The sequence below is a fragment of the Pseudoxanthomonas sp. UC19_8 genome (assembly GCF_042700505.1).
In the GTDB taxonomy this organism is placed as follows: Bacteria; Pseudomonadota; Gammaproteobacteria; order Xanthomonadales; family Xanthomonadaceae; genus Pseudoxanthomonas_A; species Pseudoxanthomonas_A winnipegensis.
On the sequence record NZ_CP170559.1, the window covers coordinates 1,231,999 to 1,248,259 of the forward strand.

Here is a 16,261-nt window from a genome sequence, read left to right on the forward strand (position 1 = left end):
TCCAGTGGCTTTCTCGCATAAGGCTGAAGACGTTGGATTTCCTGGCGCTCTCAACGCGTGGGCGTTACTGGCTTCGGAAGGGCAGCGGACCGGCGGGCGGTATCCGCTTTTCCCTCGGTCAGGGCATCCTGCCCTGCCTTAAGGCGCTCGGCTTCTGCCTCGCTCGTCGCGGCCACCGCCCGCCGGCGCGCTGCCTCGTGCGTGGCGTCGGAAGACGTCGGGTCGAGAGTCAAAGAATTCCCCATCCATTCTTCGCGGAGCCTCGCCCCGGTCGGGTACTGCGTGGTCATCAACCGCCGTAACGCGCCTCAGGCTCGTGGAGCTGGCTGCCGGGCTTGGGCGTCAGGTGCTTGCGGATCCAGTCGGCGAAGGCGGCTTCGGCCAGGGCGCCATCGGCCAGGCCGAGCATGGCGATGTACTTGTCTTCGTCGCGGGCCTGCAGCTCCACGCCGTTGAGGACCAGGAACACGCGGTAGCAGACATGGGCGGTGCGCTTGTTGCCGTCCACGAACGGATGGTTGCGGGCCAGCCCGAACGCCAGGCTGGCGGCCAGCGCGGCCAGGTCCGGAGGTGGATGGCCGTAGCCGAACAGCTGCTGGGGGCGGGCCAGGGTCGCATCGAGCAGGGCGTCGTCGCGCACACCGCCGCTGCCGCCGTGCTCGGCCAGTTGGCGGTCGTGGATGGCCAGCACCAGGGCCCGCGTCATCCAGACGATCATCTCACTGCGCCAGTTTGTGCAGCACCGTGCGGTCCTCGCGCATGATCCGCTCGGCCACTTCCATCTGCGCGGCCAGGGTCGGGTCGAAGACGGTGAGCTTGATGCCGTCCGGAATTTCCAGGGCATAGAGCGTGTCGCCCTTTTCCAGGCGCAGGCGGGCCAGCAGGTCCTTGGGCAGGATGACGCCGGCCGAATTGCCGACGGTGGTGATCTTGAGCTTCATGGTTGTGCGCTCGAGGTTATAACGATGGTTATATTCCGACAGGTCGGCGCAGGAACGCAAGGGCCAGCGAGAACTTTGCCGTATCTCGCCTCGTGCGACGCAAGCGGTGTACAAATGTCCACCCATGGACCCCCTGACCCCTCAACGCGCCGCCGTGCTGGTCTATCTGAAGGCCCAGGCATTGCGCGGTCACGCGCCCAGCCTGGCGGAGATCGCGGCTGAATTCGGCTTTTCCTCGCGCAATGCCGCGCACAAGCACGTCCAGGCACTGGCCGAGGCGGGCCTGATCCAGCTGCGCGCTGGGCAGAAGCGCGGCATCCGGCTGCCCGAGGCCGCGCGCCGTGATGCGCTGCTGGCGCTGCCGGTGCTGGGCCGGGTCGCCGCCGGCGTGCCGATCGGCGCGGATATCGGCCTGGACGAGCAGCTGCTGCTGGATGCCGGCGTGTTCTCGCTGCGGCCGGACTATCTGCTGCGCGTGCAGGGCGATTCGATGATCGACGATGGCATCCTCGACGGCGACCTGGTCGGCGTGCATCGCAGCGCCGAGGCGCGCGACGGGCAGATCGTGGTGGCGCGCATCGAGGGCGAGTTGACCATCAAGCGCCTGGAGCGCGGCCGGCACCAGCTGCGCCTGCTGCCGCGCAATCCGGCGCATGCGCCGATCGAGGTGCCGGCCGGGGCGGACTTCGCCATCGAAGGCCTGTACTGCGGCCTGGTGCGCAGGGGTTGAGGCCGTGGCCGAGGTGCCACGTCGTGCGTTGTCGGCGGTGCCGGCCCCGGGCCTGCCGCTGGACGAGCTGCTGGCCGCGCGCACGGTCTGGCGGGCCGGGCGCGGTGGCGCGCCGCGCCATGACGGCGAGCCCACCGGCCATGCCGCGCTGGACGCACTGCTGCCCACCGCCGGCTGGCCGCGCAAGGCCTTGACCGAACTGCTGCTGCCGGCCGACGGCATCGGCGAGATCGCCCTGCTGCTGCCGACGCTGGCGCGCCTGACCAGCGCCGGCGAGCGCGTGGCGCTGATCGCCCCGCCGTACATCCCTTACGCACCGGCCTGGCAGGGCCGCGGGGTGGATCTGGCGCAGCTGGAGGTGGTCGACGCGGCGCCGCGCGATGCGCTGTGGGCCTTCGAGCAGTGCCTGCGCAGCGGCGCCTGCGCGGCCGTGCTGGGCTGGCCGCAGGCGGCCGACGAGCGCGCGCTGCGCCGCCTGCAGGTGGCCGCCGACAGCGGCGACTGCTGCGGCTTCGCCCTGCGCGAGGCGCGCCATGCGCTCAACGCCTCGCCGGCCGCGCTGCGCCTGGAGTACCGCAGCGAGGAGGGCGCCTGGCGCGTGCGCAAGTGTCGCGGCGGCCAGGTGCCGGCCCAGCCGCTGCGGCTGGTGCATTGAGGCGTGGCCATGCCATCGCATCGACCGCTGCCGTGGAATCCGGCTCCCCGACCCGACGCTGACGCGACGCCCTGCGCGCGGGCGGTGCGCTGATGCTGTGGGCCTGCATCCTGCTGCCGCACCTGGCCATGGACACGGTGCTGCGGCGCCTGCCCGAGGACGAGCGCGCCGCGCCGCTGGTACTGGTCGAAGGGCCGGCGCAGCTGCGCCGGCTGCATTCGGTCAACGCCGCCGCCGCCCAGGCCGGGCTGACGCCTGGCATGCGCCTGTCGGCCGCGCACGCGCTGCTGGCGCAGGTGCGCACGGTGGATTTCGATGCGCAGGACCAGGCGCGCAGCCAGCGCTTCCTGGCCAGCTGGGCCTATCGCCACAGCTCGCTGGTCAGCCAGCAGTGGCCGCATGCGATCGTGCTGGAGGCGCGCGCCAGCTTCCGCCTGTTCGGGCCGTGGCCGCGCTTCGCCCGGCGCCTGCGCCAGGAGCTGGAGACGCTGGGCTTCCGCCATCGGCTGGCACTGGCGCCCACGCCGCGCGCGGCGCAGGTGCTGGCCGGGCGCGAGGACGGCCTGGCCATTGCGCGCCCCGAGCGCCTGCAGCAGGTCCTCGACGCGGTGCCGGTCCGCGCCGCGCACCTGCCCGAGGACAGCGGCGAGCGCCTGCACCGCATGGGTCTGCACACGCTGGCCGCGCTGCGCGCGCTGCCGCGCGACGGGCTGCGGCGGCGCTTCGGTCTGGCCCTGCTCGAACACCTGGATCGCCTGTATGGGCAGGCCGACGACCCGCTGGACTGGTACGCACCGCCGGACCACTTCGACGCGCGCGTGGAGATGGGCTACGAGGTGGAGAACCACATGGCGCTGCTGTTCCCGCTGCGGCGCCTGGTTGGCGATCTGTGCACCTATCTGTCGATCCGCGACGGCGGCGTGCAGCGTTTCGTGCTGCGGCTGGAGCACGAGCAGGGCCATAGCGATGTGGAGGTCGGCCTGCTGGCGCCCGAGCGTAACCAGGCGCTGCTGTTCGAACTGGCGCGCAACCGCCTGGAGCGCGTGGCCATCGATCGGCCGGTGGTGGGCCTGCGCCTGCTGGCGCGGCAGCTGCCGCCGTTCGTGCCCGCGGTGCGCGACCTGTTCGACACCCGCCCGCAGCAGGCGCTGGACTGGCCGCAACTGCGCGAGCGCCTGCGCGCGCGGCTGGGCGATGCGGCCGTCTACCGGGTCGAACCGGCCGGCGATCCGCGCCCGGAAAAGGCCTGGCGCCGCGCCCTGGGCGATGCGCCGGCGCGCGGCGTGGAGGCCGCCCCCGCGCGTCCGCTGCGCCCGGCCTGGCTGCTGCCGCAGCCGGTGGCCCTGCATGGCCCGGCGCGGATCATCTCCGGCCCAGAACGTCTGGAAAGCGGTTGGTGGGACCAGGGCGATGCGCGTCGCGACTACTACGTGGTGGAAACCGCGCGTGGCCAGCGTGCCTGGGCGTTCCAGCCGGCCGGCGTGCGCGATGCGCCGTGGATGCTGCATGGGTGGTTCGGGTGAGGCGGGGCGTGAGTGGAAAGCTGCGGGAGAGAGGGCGATGAGTTGGGATGACGCGGTCGATGGGGTGGATCGGGACACGCCGGGTGGGCGCATGCCGCGCGCCTGGCGCACGGCCCAGCGCCTGCGCACGGCGGCCAACGACGATGCGCCGCAGGGCATGGCCGCAGACGGCCTGCCGGCCTATGCCGAGCTGCACTGCCTGTCGGATTTCTCTTTCCTGCGCGGGGCCTCGGATGCCACGGCACTGTTCGAACGTGCCAAGGCCTGCGGCTACAGCGCGCTGGCGATCACCGACGAATGCTCGCTGGCCGGCATCGTGCGCGGTTGGGAAGGCGCACGGGCCACCGGCGTCAGCCTGATCGTCGGCAGCGAGTTCGCGCTGGTCGATGGCACCCGCTTCGTGCTGCTGGTGGAGACGCGCGCCGGCTACACCCAGCTGTGCGCGCTGATCACCACCGCACGGCGCGCGGCCAGCAAGGGCCGTTACACCTTGACGCGTGGCGATGTGGAGACGCAGTTCCATGCCGAAGCGCCCGAACTGTTCGCCCTGTGGCTGCCCGGCGCGCAGCCGCAGGCGCAGGACGGGCGCTGGCTGCAGCAGGTGTTCGGCGAGCGCGCCTATCTGGCGGTGGAACTGCTGCGCGACGGCGACGACGACGCGCGGCTGGCCGCGCTGCTGGCGCTGTCCCGGCAGTTGGGCATGACGCCCTTGGCCAGCGGCGATGTGCACATGGCCACCCGCCGCGAGCGCGTGCTGCAGGACACGATCACCGCGATCCGCCACATCGTGCCGCTGGCCGAGGCCGGCGCGCTGCTGTTCCGCAACGGCGAGCGTCACCTGCGCTCGCGCCGGGCGCTGGGCAACATCTATCCGGCGGCGCTGCTCGAGGCGACGGTGGACCTTGCCCGGCGCTGTAGCGGCTTCGACCTCAAGCGCGATGTGAAGTACGACTACCCGGCCGAGCTGGTGCCGACCGGGCATACCGCGACCAGCTATCTGCGCGAACTGACCGAGGCCGGGATCCGCACGCGCTGGGCCGAGCGCGGCCTGACGATCTCCGACAAGGTGCGGGGCGATATCGAACAGGAGCTGGCGCTGATCGAGGAGCTGAAGTACGAGGCCTTCTTCCTGACCGTGCATGACGTGGTGCGCTTCGCCAAGTCGCAGGGAATCTTGTGCCAGGGGCGCGGCTCCTCGGCCAATTCCGCCGTGTGCTACGCGCTGGGCATCACCGCGGTGGACCCGGACGAGAATCGACTGCTGATCTCGCGCTTCCTGTCCAAGGCGCGCAACGAGCCGCCCGATATCGACGTCGATTTCGAACACGAGCGGCGCGAGGAGGTCATCCAGTACGTCTATCGCAAGTACGGCCGCGCGCGTGCGGCGCTGGCGGCCACCGTCATCAGCTACCGCGGCAAGAGCGCGGTGCGCGAGGTGGCCAAGGCCTTCGGCCTGCCGCCGGACCAGATCGCGCTGCTGGCCAACTGCTTCGGCTGGGGCAATGGCGACACGCCGATGCAGCAGCGGCTGGAAGAGGCCGGCTTCGATACCGCCAACCCGCTGATCGTGAAGATCCTGGCCCTCACCGGCATGCTCGAAGGCAAGCCGCGCCACCTGTCCCAGCACGTCGGCGGCTTCGTCATCGCCGAGCAGACCCTGTCCACCGTGGTGCCGGTGGAGAACGCGGCCATGGCCGACCGCACCATCATCCAGTGGGAGAAGGACGACCTGGAGACCATGGGCATGCTCAAGGTCGACTGCCTGGCGCTGGGCATGCTGACCTGCATCCGCAAGACGCTGGACCTGATCCGCATACACCGCGGGCGCGATCACGACATCGCCAGTGTCCCGTCCAACGACAAGCCCACCTACGACATGATCCAGCTGGCCGACACGGTCGGCGTGTTCCAGATCGAATCGCGCGCGCAGATGGCCATGCTGCCGCGGCTCAAGCCCGCCAAGTTCTACGACCTGGTGATCGAGGTGGCGATCGTGCGTCCCGGGCCGATCCAGGGCGACATGGTCCATCCCTATCTGCGCCGGCGTCAGGGCCTGGAGCAGCCCACCTATCCGTCCGAGGGCGTCGAGGAGATCCTCGGGCCGACGCTGGGTGTGCCGCTGTTCCAGGAGCAGGTGATGGAGCTGGTGATCCATGCCGGCTATCAGCCGGACGAGGCCGACGGCCTGCGCCGCTCGATGGCCGCCTGGCGACGCGGCGGCGACATGGAGCCGCACCGCGTGCGCATCCGCCAGCTGATGGAGGACAAGGGCTACGCGCCGGCGTTCATCGACCAGATCTTCGACCAGATCAAGGGCTTCGGCTCGTATGGCTTCCCGCAGAGCCACGCGGCCTCCTTCGCCAAGCTGGTCTATGTCAGCTGCTGGCTCAAACGGCACGAGCCTGCGGCCTTCGCCTGCGGCCTGTTGAATGCGCAGCCGATGGGGTTCTATTCGCCCAGCCAGATCGTGCAGGACGCGCGCCGCGGCAAGGCCGCGCGCCAGGCCGTCACCGTGCTGCCGGTGGACGTGCTGCACAGCGACTGGGACAACACCCTGGTCGGCGGAAGGCCGTGGCGCAGCGCGCACGATCCGGGCGAGCAGCCGGACATCCGCCTGGGCTTCCGCCAGGTGGCCGGCCTGTCCGAGGCCACCGGCAAGGCGATCATGGCCGCGCGCGCGCAGCGCGCCTTCGCCGATCTGGAAGACCTGTGCCTGCGCGCCGGCCTGGACGAGAAGGCCCGCACCGCGCTGGCCGAAGCCGGCGCGCTGCGCTCGCTGGTCGGTCACCGCAATGCCGCGCGCTGGGCGGTGGCCGGGGTCGAGCGTCGTCGCCCGCTGCTGCCCGGCAGCCCGCGCGAGCAGGCCATCGCGCTGCCGGCGCCGCGCACGGGTGAGGACATCACCGCCGACTACCGCAGCGTCGGCCTGAGCCTGGAGGCGCATCCGATGGCGCTGCTGCGCGGGCGCATGCGCGCCCAGCGCATCCTCGGCCTGCGCGAGCTGCAGGACCGGCCCAGCGGCAGCGGCGTGCACGTGGCCGGGCTGGTCACCCAGCGTCAGCGCCCGGCCACGGCCAAGGGCACCATCTTCGTAACCCTCGAGGACGAGCAGGGCATGATCAACGTGATCGTCTGGCCGCACCTGGCGATGCGCCGGCGACGCGCGCTGCTGGAGTCGCGGCTGCTGGCCGTGCGCGGGCGCTGGGAGCGCGTGGACGGGGTCGAACACCTCATCGCCGGCGACCTGCGCGACCTGAGCGAGATGCTCGGCGAGCTGGCGCTGCCCTCGCGGGATTTCCATTGAACGCGCGCTCGGCCCATCCGTACGTCGGCGACCTGTTCGCGCCCGCGCCGCTGACGGTGTTCGACGACGCCGAGGGCGGCATGCGCTACTGGCCCGACGTGGTCGATGCGGCCACCGCCGCGCGCTGGTTCGACGCCCTGCGCGAGGGCGCCCACTGGAAGCACGAGCGCCGCCCGATGTACGACCGCATCGTCGACGTGCCGCGTCTGCGCGCCGGCTACCGGCTGGACGATCTACCGCCGCAGCTGCCGCTGGCCGACATGCTGGCCCTGGTGCAAGCGCGCGTGCCGGCGCCGTACACCGGGGTGGGCATGAACTTCTATCGCGACGGCCGCGACAGCGTGGCCATGCACCACGACAAGCTGCACACGCTGGTCCCCGGCCAACCGATCGCGCTGGTCTCGCTGGGCGGCACCCGGCGCATGCACATCCGCGCCATGCACGGCCGCCGCCGCACCTTCGCCCTCGACCTGGCCCCGGGCAGCCTGCTGGTGATGAGCCATGCCAGCCAGCTCACCCACGAACATGGCATTCCCAAGACCGATGCGGCGGTGGCACCGCGCATGAGCGTGGTGTTCCGCGCGCGGCCGGACTGAGAACTGCGTCAAGCGCATTGCGTGCGGTGTGCAATGCCTGAGTTCCCCGGCTGGCGGGCCGGGAGTGCCGCCGTTTCCTCGACAAGCGTGACGTACATGCACTTGTCAACTCGATCACGTTGGTAATTCGGGATATCCGCTTCAGAAAGCGCTTGCAGCTCCGTCTTGACAGATCTAAACAGGCGCACGCGATCCGCATAGGCTCGCCAGGAACAGGGGCGTTACATGCACGGCTTGAAGCATCACCATCGCCTCCGGCGCGCCGGGGGTGCGTCAGCTTCCGTTGGCGATCGCCTGGCCTTGGCGTATCGCCAGGAAGGCTTTGCCGTGCGTGCCGCGCCGCTGCCCGCCGATGGCCCGCAGCAGCCCGACGCCGCCCTGCTGCTCAGCCGTGGCGGCCAGACCGTGCTGGTCCATGCCTACGGTTCGGTCCATGGCGCGCAGGCGCAGGCCGCCGTGCAGCAGCTGGCCACCGACGGCTTCACCCAGGGTGCGACGCGGGGCGAGCTGATCGCCGCCGCCGGCTTCACCGTGGCCGCCTACCAGGCCGCGCTGCGTCTGGGCCAGATCACGCTGTGCGAAGACGCCGCGCGCGCCGCGCTGCTCGATGCCCCCGTCGAGGACACGCGTATTGCCACGCGCGCCCGCACGCCGGGGCGTCCGGCCCTGGCGCTGCGCGCTGCCATCAGTTGCGGTGGCGCGGCGATGGCCCTGGTCCTGGTGCTGGCCGCCATGCCCGGCCTGCGCGGCCAGATGCAGGACCTGCTGCACCGTCCCGCGTCCGCGCCGGCCATGGCCACCCCGATCGCGGCCAGCGACTGGGTGGCACCGGCCGGATCGCGCTCGGGCGCGCTGGAGCTGGGCGGCACGCTCGCTCCGTCCGTGGCCCAGGCCCAGTCGATGACCGCGCCGCTGCCGGCCAACTTCAACCAGGCACTGGCCGCGCGGCTCTAGGCCTCGCGACTCCTCCGTCACGCGATGGCGTGACGTCCACGCCCCTGCATGCAGTCTGTTGCGGACAGCCTTTTAGGAGCGCCGCATGCCGACCCTGCCCAACGCCCCCATCCCGCCGTCCGACATGGACCCGCGCGTGGACGATCCGCCGCCGTTGCCCGCCCCGTCGCGGCATGACGGCCAGGAAGAGGGCGACCCCGCCGTCGACGAACCGCTCGCACCGGGCCATCCGCACGGCGCTTGAGGCCACGCACAACGACGAAGGGCGGGTCCTGCGACCCGCCCTTCGTCTTGCTCTGACCTGGAGTTCTTACTGCGAAGACATCGAATAGGGCAGCTTGCCCAGGTCGGTGGCCCAGGTCGTGTTCGGCTGGGCCTGCATGGTGAAGCGTAGTTCGCCGCCGGCCATGATCTGCGCGTGGGTGAGGTAGGCGCGGTCCAGCGGCTTGCCGTTAAACAGCACGTTGCCGACGTAAGGATGTGCGGCATCCAGTCCGTCGGCGATCACGGTGAAGCGCTTGCCGCCTTCCAGGTTGAGCGTGGCGCGCGGCAGGAACGGCCGGCCGATGATGTACTGGTTGCTGCCCGGCGTGACCGGGTAGAAGCCCAGCGCGGTGAACACGTACCAGGCCGACATCTGGCCCAGATCGTCGTTGCCGGCCAGCCCGTCGGGCGTGGCCTTGTACTGGGTGTCCATGATCTGCTTCAACCGCTGCTGTGTGCGCCAGGGCTGGCCGGCGTAGGCGTAGAGATAGGCCACGTGGTGGCCGGGCTCGTTGCCGTGCGCATACCAGCCGATCAGGCCGGTGATGTCCTCCATGTGCTCGAACACCTTGGGGTCCACCTTGGCGTCGAAGGCCGCATCCAGCTTGCCCAGCAGCGCGTCGGCGCCGCCATGCGCCTTGACCAGCCCGGCCACGTCCTGCGGCACGTACCACGAGTACTGCCAGGCGTTGCCTTCGGTGTAGTCGGTGCCGTAGCCGCTGGCGGTGGGATCGAAAGGCTCGCGGAAGGATCCATCGCGCTTGCGCGCGCGCATGAAGCCGGTGGCCGGGTCGAAGGCGTGCTTCCAGTTGCCCGCGCGCTTGTCGAACTCGGCGGTGATGCCGGCATCGCCCATGTCGCGCGCGACCTGGGCGATGGTCCAGTCGTCGAAGGCGTATTCCAGCGTCTTGGAGGCCGCTTCGCCTTCCTCGTCGATCGGCACATAGCCCAGCTCGCGGTACTGCGCGATGCCGTCGTAGGGGCCGTAGTTGGCGCTGGCGACCATCGCCTCCAGCGCCTGGCGCGTGTCGTAGCCGCGGATGCCCTTCATGTAGGCATCGGCGATCACCGGGACGGCGTGGTAGCCGATCATGCACCAGGTCTCCAGGCCGTTGAATGCCCAGATCGGCAGGATCCCATACGGGCTCTCGCGCCGCGCGGCCAGCAGCGAGTTGACGATGTCGTTGGTGTGCGCGGCAGGCTGGACGATCGTCAGCAGCGGATGCAGCGCGCGATAGGTATCCCACAGCGAGAAGGTCGAATAGTTGGTCCAGCCCTTGGCCTGGTGCACGGCGTTGTCCGGGCCGCGATAGCGGCCATCGACGTCCATGAACAGCGTCGGCCCGAGGAAGGTGTGATACAGCGCGGTGTAGAACTGCGTGCGCTGGACCGGCGTGCCCTGCGCCTGCACCGCGGCCAGCGCCGTGGCCCAGGTCTGCCTGGCCGCGTCGCGCAAGCCGTCGAAGTCCCAGCCGGGCACTTCGGCATCGAGATTGGCGATGGCGTTCTCTTCGCTGACCGGCGAGATCGCCAGCTTGACCAGCACTGGGCCGCCCGCATCGCCCACATCGAAGCTGGCGACCAGCTGGCGGCCCTCGATCTGCGCGCGCTGGCCCGGAGCCTTGTCGGCCGGCGGGGCGAAGCCCTTGTAGATCACGTCCTGCTCGGTGTCGTTGAGCGTGTGGCCGGTCAGGGGCTTGGAAAACCGCATGGCGAAATACAGCTGGCGACCGGGCGCCCAGCCGCGCGTCTCGCGGAAACCCGTCACCGTGCCGTCGGCGCGCAGCCGCACGCGCGACCACAGCACCTTGCCCGGGTAGTCGTACATGCTGGTGCGCATGTCCAGGATCACGTGCCCGGGCTTGCCCTTGGGGAAGGTGTAGCGGTGCACGCCCACGCGCGCGGTGGTGGTCAGCTCGGCGCGCACGCCGGCATCGTCCAGGGTCACGGCGTAGTAGCCGGGCTGGGCGGTCTCGGTCTGGTGACGGAAGCGCGAGGTGAAGCCGCTGCCGGGCTTGTCGATGTCGCCGCGCTCCAGCTTGACCTCGCCGGTGGAGGGCATCAGCAGGAAGTCGCCCAGATCCGAATGTCCCGAGCCGGAGAAGTGCGTATGCGAGAAGCCCACGATGGTGCTGTCGCTGTGGCGGTAGCCCGCCGCCCAGCCATAGCCGTCCTTGCGCGACTTGATCTGGGTATCGGGCGAAAGCTGCACCATGCCGAAGGGCAGGGTGGCGCCGGGAAAGGTGTGGCCCTCGCCGCCGCTGCCGATGAAGGGATCGACCGCATCGAACGCCGCCTGCTCGGCTGGCGTCAGCCGTTGCGCGGCGGTGCCCGACAGCGGCAGTGCCGCCAGCAGACCGGCCAGCCCCAGGACGCCGACATGCCGCATCAGCGCCGAGCGCTGGGTGGACAGGTTTCGCATTGCTCATGGACCCCATTGCGATGATGGGCACGGACCCTAGCACGGAGCGCCGGGCATTCCTGCTCGACCTTGGTCCTGCGGTGGCACGCATCACGGCGATACGCACGCGACCTTGACAGGGGCGGCTCTATAGGTGGAACTCCAGATGCATCGGGAGTCTTCCATGCCCAGCAACAAGTCCGCACACAAGGCCGCGCAGGACGACAAGCGCGCCGGCAAGTCCCCCAGCACCCAGGCCGGCGAGTACGTGCGCGAGGAGATCGAGGAACTGGAGGCCGGCGAGGGCCGCGCCAAGAGCAGGCAGCAGGCCATCGCGATCGGCCTGTCCAGAGCGCGCCGCGACGGCGTCCAGGCCAAGCCCGGCAAGAAAGCCTCCGGCGAGGTCAAGCACAAGGCCGGCCAGGACCTGGCCACCGGGCGCAAGCGCGCCACGAAGAAGACGACGAAGCAGGCCGTCAAGAAAACCGCGAAGAAGGCCGCAAAAAAGACAGCAAAGAAGACCGCGAAGAAGTCTGCAAAGAAGGCCACGAAAAAGACGGCGCGCAAGAAATCCAGCTGACGGCCCGCGCACAGGCCCCAACCGTGGTTCCCGCGAACGCGGGAACCTAGCGACTTTCGCACGTCGCCCGAGCGTTCCAACCGTCGTTCCCGCACAACGCGTAACGGTTAGCGCCTCTGAGCAACATGTGCGCCTAAGCAGTGGTCGGGTGTGCCCGGCGGCACCGGCGGCCGCGAGGATCGCCACGCTGTTCACAGACCATCGAATCCCCAGCCGCTAGCCTGCTGGAGTCACCACAGGGGTCATGCGATGCCGTACACCACACCGGTGCCCGACGGGGCGCCGATGCCGGAGGCGTTCGAACGCGCCGTTCCCGACGCACAGCGCACCGAGGGCGTGCTCTATCACACGTCGGTGCTGCCGGCGTCGGCACGTCGCGCGCCGGACGGGGACGACGCACGCCTGCTGCTCGGGCTGTCCTCGCCGGAACAGGACTGGTGGCAGGCGCTGTTCGAGGCCGACACCGAAGGCGCGCGCCGCGAGTACGACGCCTTCCTCGCCGGCGATGCGCCGTTGGACATCGAGTACCGCGTGCGCCTGCCCGGCGGCGGGCAGCGCTGGTTGCGCGACCGTGCGCGCGTGGTCGCCCGCGACGCGCAGGGACGCCCGAGCCAGCTGATCGGCGTCTTGGACGATGTGACCGGGCGCAACTCGCTGCGCCGGCGCGCGCGCGAGGCGGCCGAGAAGTACCGGCTGCTGTTCGACTCGATCGATGCGGGCTTCTGTGTGATCCAGATGCTGTTCGACGCGCAGGGACGTCCGCAGGATTACCTGTTTCTCGAGGTCAACGCCGCCTTCGCGCGGCAGACCGGTATCCAGGACGCGCCGGGTCGGCGCATGCGCGAGATCGCGCCGGCGCACGAGGAGCACTGGTTCCAGACCTATGGACGCATCGCCCGCAGCGGCGTGCCCGAGCGCTTCGAGCACAGCGCCGCGCAGCTGGGCTTCTACTACGACGTCTATGCCTTGCGCTTTGGCGAGCCGGCGCTGCATCAGGTGGCGGTGCTGTTCAACGACATCTCCAGCCGCAAGCAGATGGAGGATGCGCTGCGCGAGGACGGTCGGCGCAAGACCGAGTTCATCGCCATGCTGGCGCACGAACTGCGCAATCCGCTGGCGACCATCACCAGCGGCCTGCAGGCGATGAAGCTGGGCAGCCACGGCGTGGCCATGCATCCGGCCGCGCCGATGATGGAGCGCCAGATCGTGCAGATGAGCCAGCTGCTGGACGACCTGCTGGACATCAACCGCATCGCGCTGGGCAAGGTGGTGCTGCGCAAGGAACGCTGCGACCTGGGCCAGCTGGCCGCGCATGTGGCCGAGGCCTTTCGTGCCCATTATCTGGAACGCGACGTGCGCCTGGAGCTGGAACTCCCGCAGGCGCCGGTGTGGGTGCGCGCCGATTCCACGCGTATGGCGCAGGTGCTGGGCAATCTGCTCAGCAACGCGGCCAAGTTCAGCCATCCCGGCAGCCAGGTGCGGCTGCGCGTGGGCGAACAGGACGGCCGGGCGATGGTCGAGGTGCGTGACACCGGCATCGGCATCGAGCCCGACAAGCTGCAGCACATCTTCGAGCTCTTCGCCCAGGTCGACAGCAACCGGCATGCGTCCTTCGGCGGGCTGGGCGTGGGCATCGCGCTGGCGCGCGAGCTCGTTGGCCGCCACGACGGCGTCATCGAGGCGCACAGCGCCGGCCTGGGGCAGGGCAGCACCTTCACCGTGCGCCTGCCGCTGGACGCGCCGGCACCGGCCGTGGTGCATGGCGTCGAGGACAAGCCGGCCCGCGACGGCGCGCTGCAGCTGCTGCTGATCGACGACAACCGCGATGCGGCCGATTCGATCTCGATGGTGCTCGAGCTGCTCGGCCACCAGGTCACCACGCGCTACAACGGCGCCGACGGCCTGGCCGCGGCCGAACAGGCCAGGCCGGACGTGATCATCACCGACATCGGCATGCCCGGCATGGACGGGCACGAGGTCTGCCGCCGGCTGCGCGCGCGGGCCGACGGCGCAGCGCTGCGCATCGTGGCGCTGACCGGCTGGGGCACCACGGAGGATCGCGAGCTGACCCGGCAGGTCGGCTTCGACCACCATCTGGTCAAGCCGGTGACCGCGGCCAAGCTGCGCGAGGCGCTGGCGGCGGTGACCGAACGCGCCTGAGCGCGCACCCCGCTCAGGTCGGGATCGGCCCCGGCGTCTGGCTGTCAGGCGATCCCACGTCCTGGCGTTTCTCGAAGAAGCCGCACGCCTCCTCGGCCGGCATCGGACGGCCCAGCAGATAGCCCTGCAGCAGGGTGCAGCCCAGCTCTGTGAGCAGGGACTGCTGGGCCGGGGTTTCCACGCCCTCGGCGATGACCTGCAGCCCCAGCGAGTGGCCCAGCGCGATGATGGCCGACACGATGGCGGCATCGTCGCCACCGCGCTCGAGGTCCTGCACGAAGCCGCGATCGATCTTCAGTTCGCTGGCCGGCAGCTTCTTCAGGTACAGCAGGCTCGAGTATCCGGTGCCGAAATCGTCGATGGAAATGCTCACGCCCATCTCCACCAGCCGCTGCAGGATCGCCAGGCTGGCCTCCGCATCGTGCATGGCCATCGATTCGGTGATCTCCAGCACCAGCGCGCTGGCCGGCAGGCCGTGGCGGCGCAGGGCCTGCGCCACATCCTGGTAGAGCTGGTCGGAATGGAACTGGTTGGGCGAGAGGTTCACCGCCACGCTCTGCACCTCCAGGCCCTGGGCGCGCCACTGGGCGAGCTGGCGGCAGGCTTCGTCCAGCACCCAGCGGCCCAGCTCGATGATCAGACCGGACCGCTCGGCCAGCGCGATGAAGTCGCCCGGCATGATCAGCCCGCGCTGCGGATGCTGCCAGCGCACCAGCGCCTCCACCCCGATCACCGGCCCGTCCGGTGCGCGCAGCTTGGGCTGGTAGTGCAGGCGCAGCTCGTTGCGCTGCAGGCCGCGGCGCAGGTCCTGGATCAGCGCGATGCGCGCGTGCGCGCCGTGGTTCATGCCCGGCTCGAACAGCTGGTAGCCGTTGCGGCCGCGCTCCTTGACCGCATACATCGCCGCATCGGCGTTGGCCAGCAGGTCGTGGGCCACGGTGCCGTGTTCGGGATACAGCGCCGCGCCGATGCTGGCCGACACGGCGATCTCGCTGCGGTCCAGCTCCAGCGGCACGCTGGCCAGCTCCATCAGCAGCTCGGCGATGCGCATCGCGTCCTGCGGCGCCTCGATCGTGCTGAGCACCACGAACTCATCGCCGCCGAGCCGGGCGATGGTGGCGTGCGGCGAGAGGCGCCTGACCAGCTGCGAGGAGAACTGCAGCAGCAGCCGGTCGCCGATCTGGTGACCGTAGGCGTCGTTGATGCCCTTGAAGCCGTCCAGGTCGACGAACAGTAGGGCGAAGCGCCCGCCCTCCCGCTCGGCCGCCGCGATGGCCTCGCCCAGCCGCTCCTCCAGCAGGATGCGGTTGGGCAGGCTGGTCAGGCCATCGTGCAGGGCCAGATGGCTCAGTTCGCTGTTGGCCTTGGCCAGCGAGGCGGCCAGCAGCGCGGTGCGGTCCTGCAGGCGCCGGTCCAGCACCGAGGTCATCAGCGCGATGCCCAGGATGGCGAAGGTCGCCATGCCGATCAGCGCCGCCAGCACCGGCGGGGTCAGGCCGTTGTGCAGGGCGGCGCCGCACACGCTTCCGGCCGGGAAGCGCGCCGCCGCCATGCCGGTGTAGTGCATGCCGGCGATGGCCAGGCCCATGACGCTGGCGGCCGCCAGGCGCCACGGCAGCAGGTGGCTGAGGCGCTCGCTGCGCAGCCTAAAGAAGATCAACAGCGCCGTGGTGGCCGCCGCGATGGCGATCAGCACCGACAGGGCGAACCACAGCGGGTCGTAGTCGATCCCCGGCTGCATGCGCATGGCGGCCATGCCCACGTAGTGCATGGCGGCGATGCCCACGCCCATGATCGTCCCGCCGCCGAACAGCTGGCTGGCCGGCAGGGTCTCGCGGGTCACCATCCACAGCGCATAGGCCGAGGCCACCACCGCGATCAGCAGCGAATACAGCGTGATCAGCAGGTCGTAGCCTTGCGGGATGGGCAGGCGGAAGGCGGTCATGCCGATGAAGTGCATCGACCAGATGCCGAAGCCCATCGCGCAGGCGCCGCAGACCAGCCAGCCGCGCGCGGCCCGGCCGCTGCTGGCGGCGATGCGCCCGGTGAGGTTCAGCGCCACATACGAGGCGAAGGCGGCCACGATGAAGGACGCGACCACCAGGAGAGGGTTGTAGATACCGGACATGCGACTGACGAATTCGGCTCGGGGG

The 16,261-nt window shown here is 70.3% G+C and carries 13 protein-coding genes; 9 read left to right on the top strand and 4 right to left on the bottom strand.

Features of this window, described 5'->3' with window-relative positions; all coding sequences use genetic code 11:
- Nucleotides 1–289: 289 nt before the first annotated feature.
- Complete coding sequence (locus ACFJIT_RS05290; protein WP_379655260.1) at nt 290–718, bottom strand: type II toxin-antitoxin system death-on-curing family toxin; 429 nt, start codon at nt 716–718, stop codon at nt 290–292.
- 1 nt (nt 719) lies between these two features.
- Nucleotides 720–941, bottom strand: coding sequence for an AbrB/MazE/SpoVT family DNA-binding domain-containing protein (locus tag ACFJIT_RS05295; RefSeq protein WP_379655261.1), 222 nt, complete (start codon nt 939–941; stop codon nt 720–722).
- Between the two features lie 124 nt (nt 942–1,065).
- Between ACFJIT_RS05295 and lexA the strand changes: the two genes are divergently transcribed.
- The 7 genes from lexA to ACFJIT_RS05330 all read left to right on the top strand — a co-directional run bounded on the left by lexA (nt 1,066) and on the right by ACFJIT_RS05330 (nt 8,947).
- Nucleotides 1,066–1,671 carry a transcriptional repressor LexA gene (gene lexA / locus ACFJIT_RS05300; protein WP_379655262.1) on the top strand — a complete coding sequence of 202 codons (606 nt, stop codon included), beginning with the start codon at nt 1,066–1,068 and terminating at the stop codon, nt 1,669–1,671.
- 4 nt (nt 1,672–1,675) lie between these two features.
- Nucleotides 1,676–2,326 (top strand): translesion DNA synthesis-associated protein ImuA, encoded by a 651-nt coding sequence (gene imuA, locus ACFJIT_RS05305; protein ID WP_235871605.1) that lies wholly within the window; start codon nt 1,676–1,678, stop codon nt 2,324–2,326.
- A gap of 92 nt (nt 2,327–2,418) precedes the next feature.
- The gene (locus tag ACFJIT_RS05310; RefSeq protein WP_379655263.1) at nt 2,419–3,849 is read left to right on the top strand and encodes a DNA polymerase Y family protein; all 1,431 of its coding nucleotides are present in this window, start codon (nt 2,419–2,421) and stop codon (nt 3,847–3,849) included.
- Between the two features lie 37 nt (nt 3,850–3,886).
- Nucleotides 3,887–7,153 (top strand): error-prone DNA polymerase, encoded by a 3,267-nt coding sequence (locus tag ACFJIT_RS05315; RefSeq protein ID WP_379655264.1) that lies wholly within the window; start codon nt 3,887–3,889, stop codon nt 7,151–7,153.
- A gap of 80 nt (nt 7,154–7,233) precedes the next feature.
- Entirely contained in the window at nt 7,234–7,749 is a 516-nt protein-coding gene (locus ACFJIT_RS05320) for an alpha-ketoglutarate-dependent dioxygenase AlkB (protein WP_379655722.1), read from the top strand.
- Between the two features lie 327 nt (nt 7,750–8,076).
- Nucleotides 8,077–8,703, top strand: coding sequence for a hypothetical protein (locus ACFJIT_RS05325; protein ID WP_130522816.1), 627 nt, complete (start codon nt 8,077–8,079; stop codon nt 8,701–8,703).
- An 85-nt stretch (nt 8,704–8,788) separates the two neighbouring features.
- Entirely contained in the window at nt 8,789–8,947 is a 159-nt protein-coding gene (locus ACFJIT_RS05330; protein WP_379655265.1) for a hypothetical protein, read from the top strand.
- A gap of 66 nt (nt 8,948–9,013) precedes the next feature.
- On the opposite strand, the gene ACFJIT_RS05335 is transcribed toward ACFJIT_RS05330, so the two are convergent.
- Complete coding sequence (locus tag ACFJIT_RS05335; protein ID WP_379655723.1) at nt 9,014–11,356, bottom strand: GH92 family glycosyl hydrolase; 2,343 nt, start codon at nt 11,354–11,356, stop codon at nt 9,014–9,016.
- Between the two features lie 166 nt (nt 11,357–11,522).
- On the opposite strand from ACFJIT_RS05335, the gene ACFJIT_RS05340 reads away from it, so the two are divergent.
- Complete coding sequence (locus ACFJIT_RS05340) at nt 11,523–11,948, top strand: DUF6496 domain-containing protein (RefSeq protein ID WP_379655266.1); 426 nt, start codon at nt 11,523–11,525, stop codon at nt 11,946–11,948.
- A 249-nt stretch (nt 11,949–12,197) separates the two neighbouring features.
- Nucleotides 12,198–14,108 (top strand): ATP-binding protein, encoded by a 1,911-nt coding sequence (locus ACFJIT_RS05345; protein ID WP_379655267.1) that lies wholly within the window; start codon nt 12,198–12,200, stop codon nt 14,106–14,108.
- A 13-nt stretch (nt 14,109–14,121) separates the two neighbouring features.
- Here ACFJIT_RS05345 and ACFJIT_RS05350 read toward each other — a convergent pair whose 3' ends face one another.
- On the bottom strand, nt 14,122–16,236 hold the full coding sequence (locus ACFJIT_RS05350) for a putative bifunctional diguanylate cyclase/phosphodiesterase (RefSeq protein ID WP_379655268.1): 2,115 nt from the start codon (nt 16,234–16,236) through the stop codon (nt 14,122–14,124).
- Nucleotides 16,237–16,261 lie beyond the last annotated feature (25 nt).

Bases quoted from the DNA above. Each gene is read 5' to 3' on its own strand.
- ACFJIT_RS05290 (WP_379655260.1), bottom strand. From the start codon at position 718: ATGATCGTCTGGATGACGCGGGCCCTGGTGCTGGCCATCCACGACCGC.
- ACFJIT_RS05295 (WP_379655261.1), bottom strand. From the start codon at position 941: ATGAAGCTCAAGATCACCACCGTCGGCAATTCGGCCGGCGTCATCCTG.
- lexA (WP_379655262.1), top strand. From the start codon at position 1,066: ATGGACCCCCTGACCCCTCAACGCGCCGCCGTGCTGGTCTATCTGAAG.
- ACFJIT_RS05310 (WP_379655263.1), top strand. From the start codon at position 2,419: ATGCTGTGGGCCTGCATCCTGCTGCCGCACCTGGCCATGGACACGGTG.
- ACFJIT_RS05315 (WP_379655264.1), top strand. From the start codon at position 3,887: ATGAGTTGGGATGACGCGGTCGATGGGGTGGATCGGGACACGCCGGGT.
- ACFJIT_RS05320 (WP_379655722.1), top strand. From the start codon at position 7,234: ATGCGCTACTGGCCCGACGTGGTCGATGCGGCCACCGCCGCGCGCTGG.
- ACFJIT_RS05330 (WP_379655265.1), top strand. From the start codon at position 8,789: ATGCCGACCCTGCCCAACGCCCCCATCCCGCCGTCCGACATGGACCCG.
- ACFJIT_RS05335 (WP_379655723.1), bottom strand. From the start codon at position 11,356: ATGCGGCATGTCGGCGTCCTGGGGCTGGCCGGTCTGCTGGCGGCACTG.
- ACFJIT_RS05345 (WP_379655267.1), top strand. From the start codon at position 12,198: ATGCCGTACACCACACCGGTGCCCGACGGGGCGCCGATGCCGGAGGCG.
- ACFJIT_RS05350 (WP_379655268.1), bottom strand. From the start codon at position 16,236: ATGTCCGGTATCTACAACCCTCTCCTGGTGGTCGCGTCCTTCATCGTG.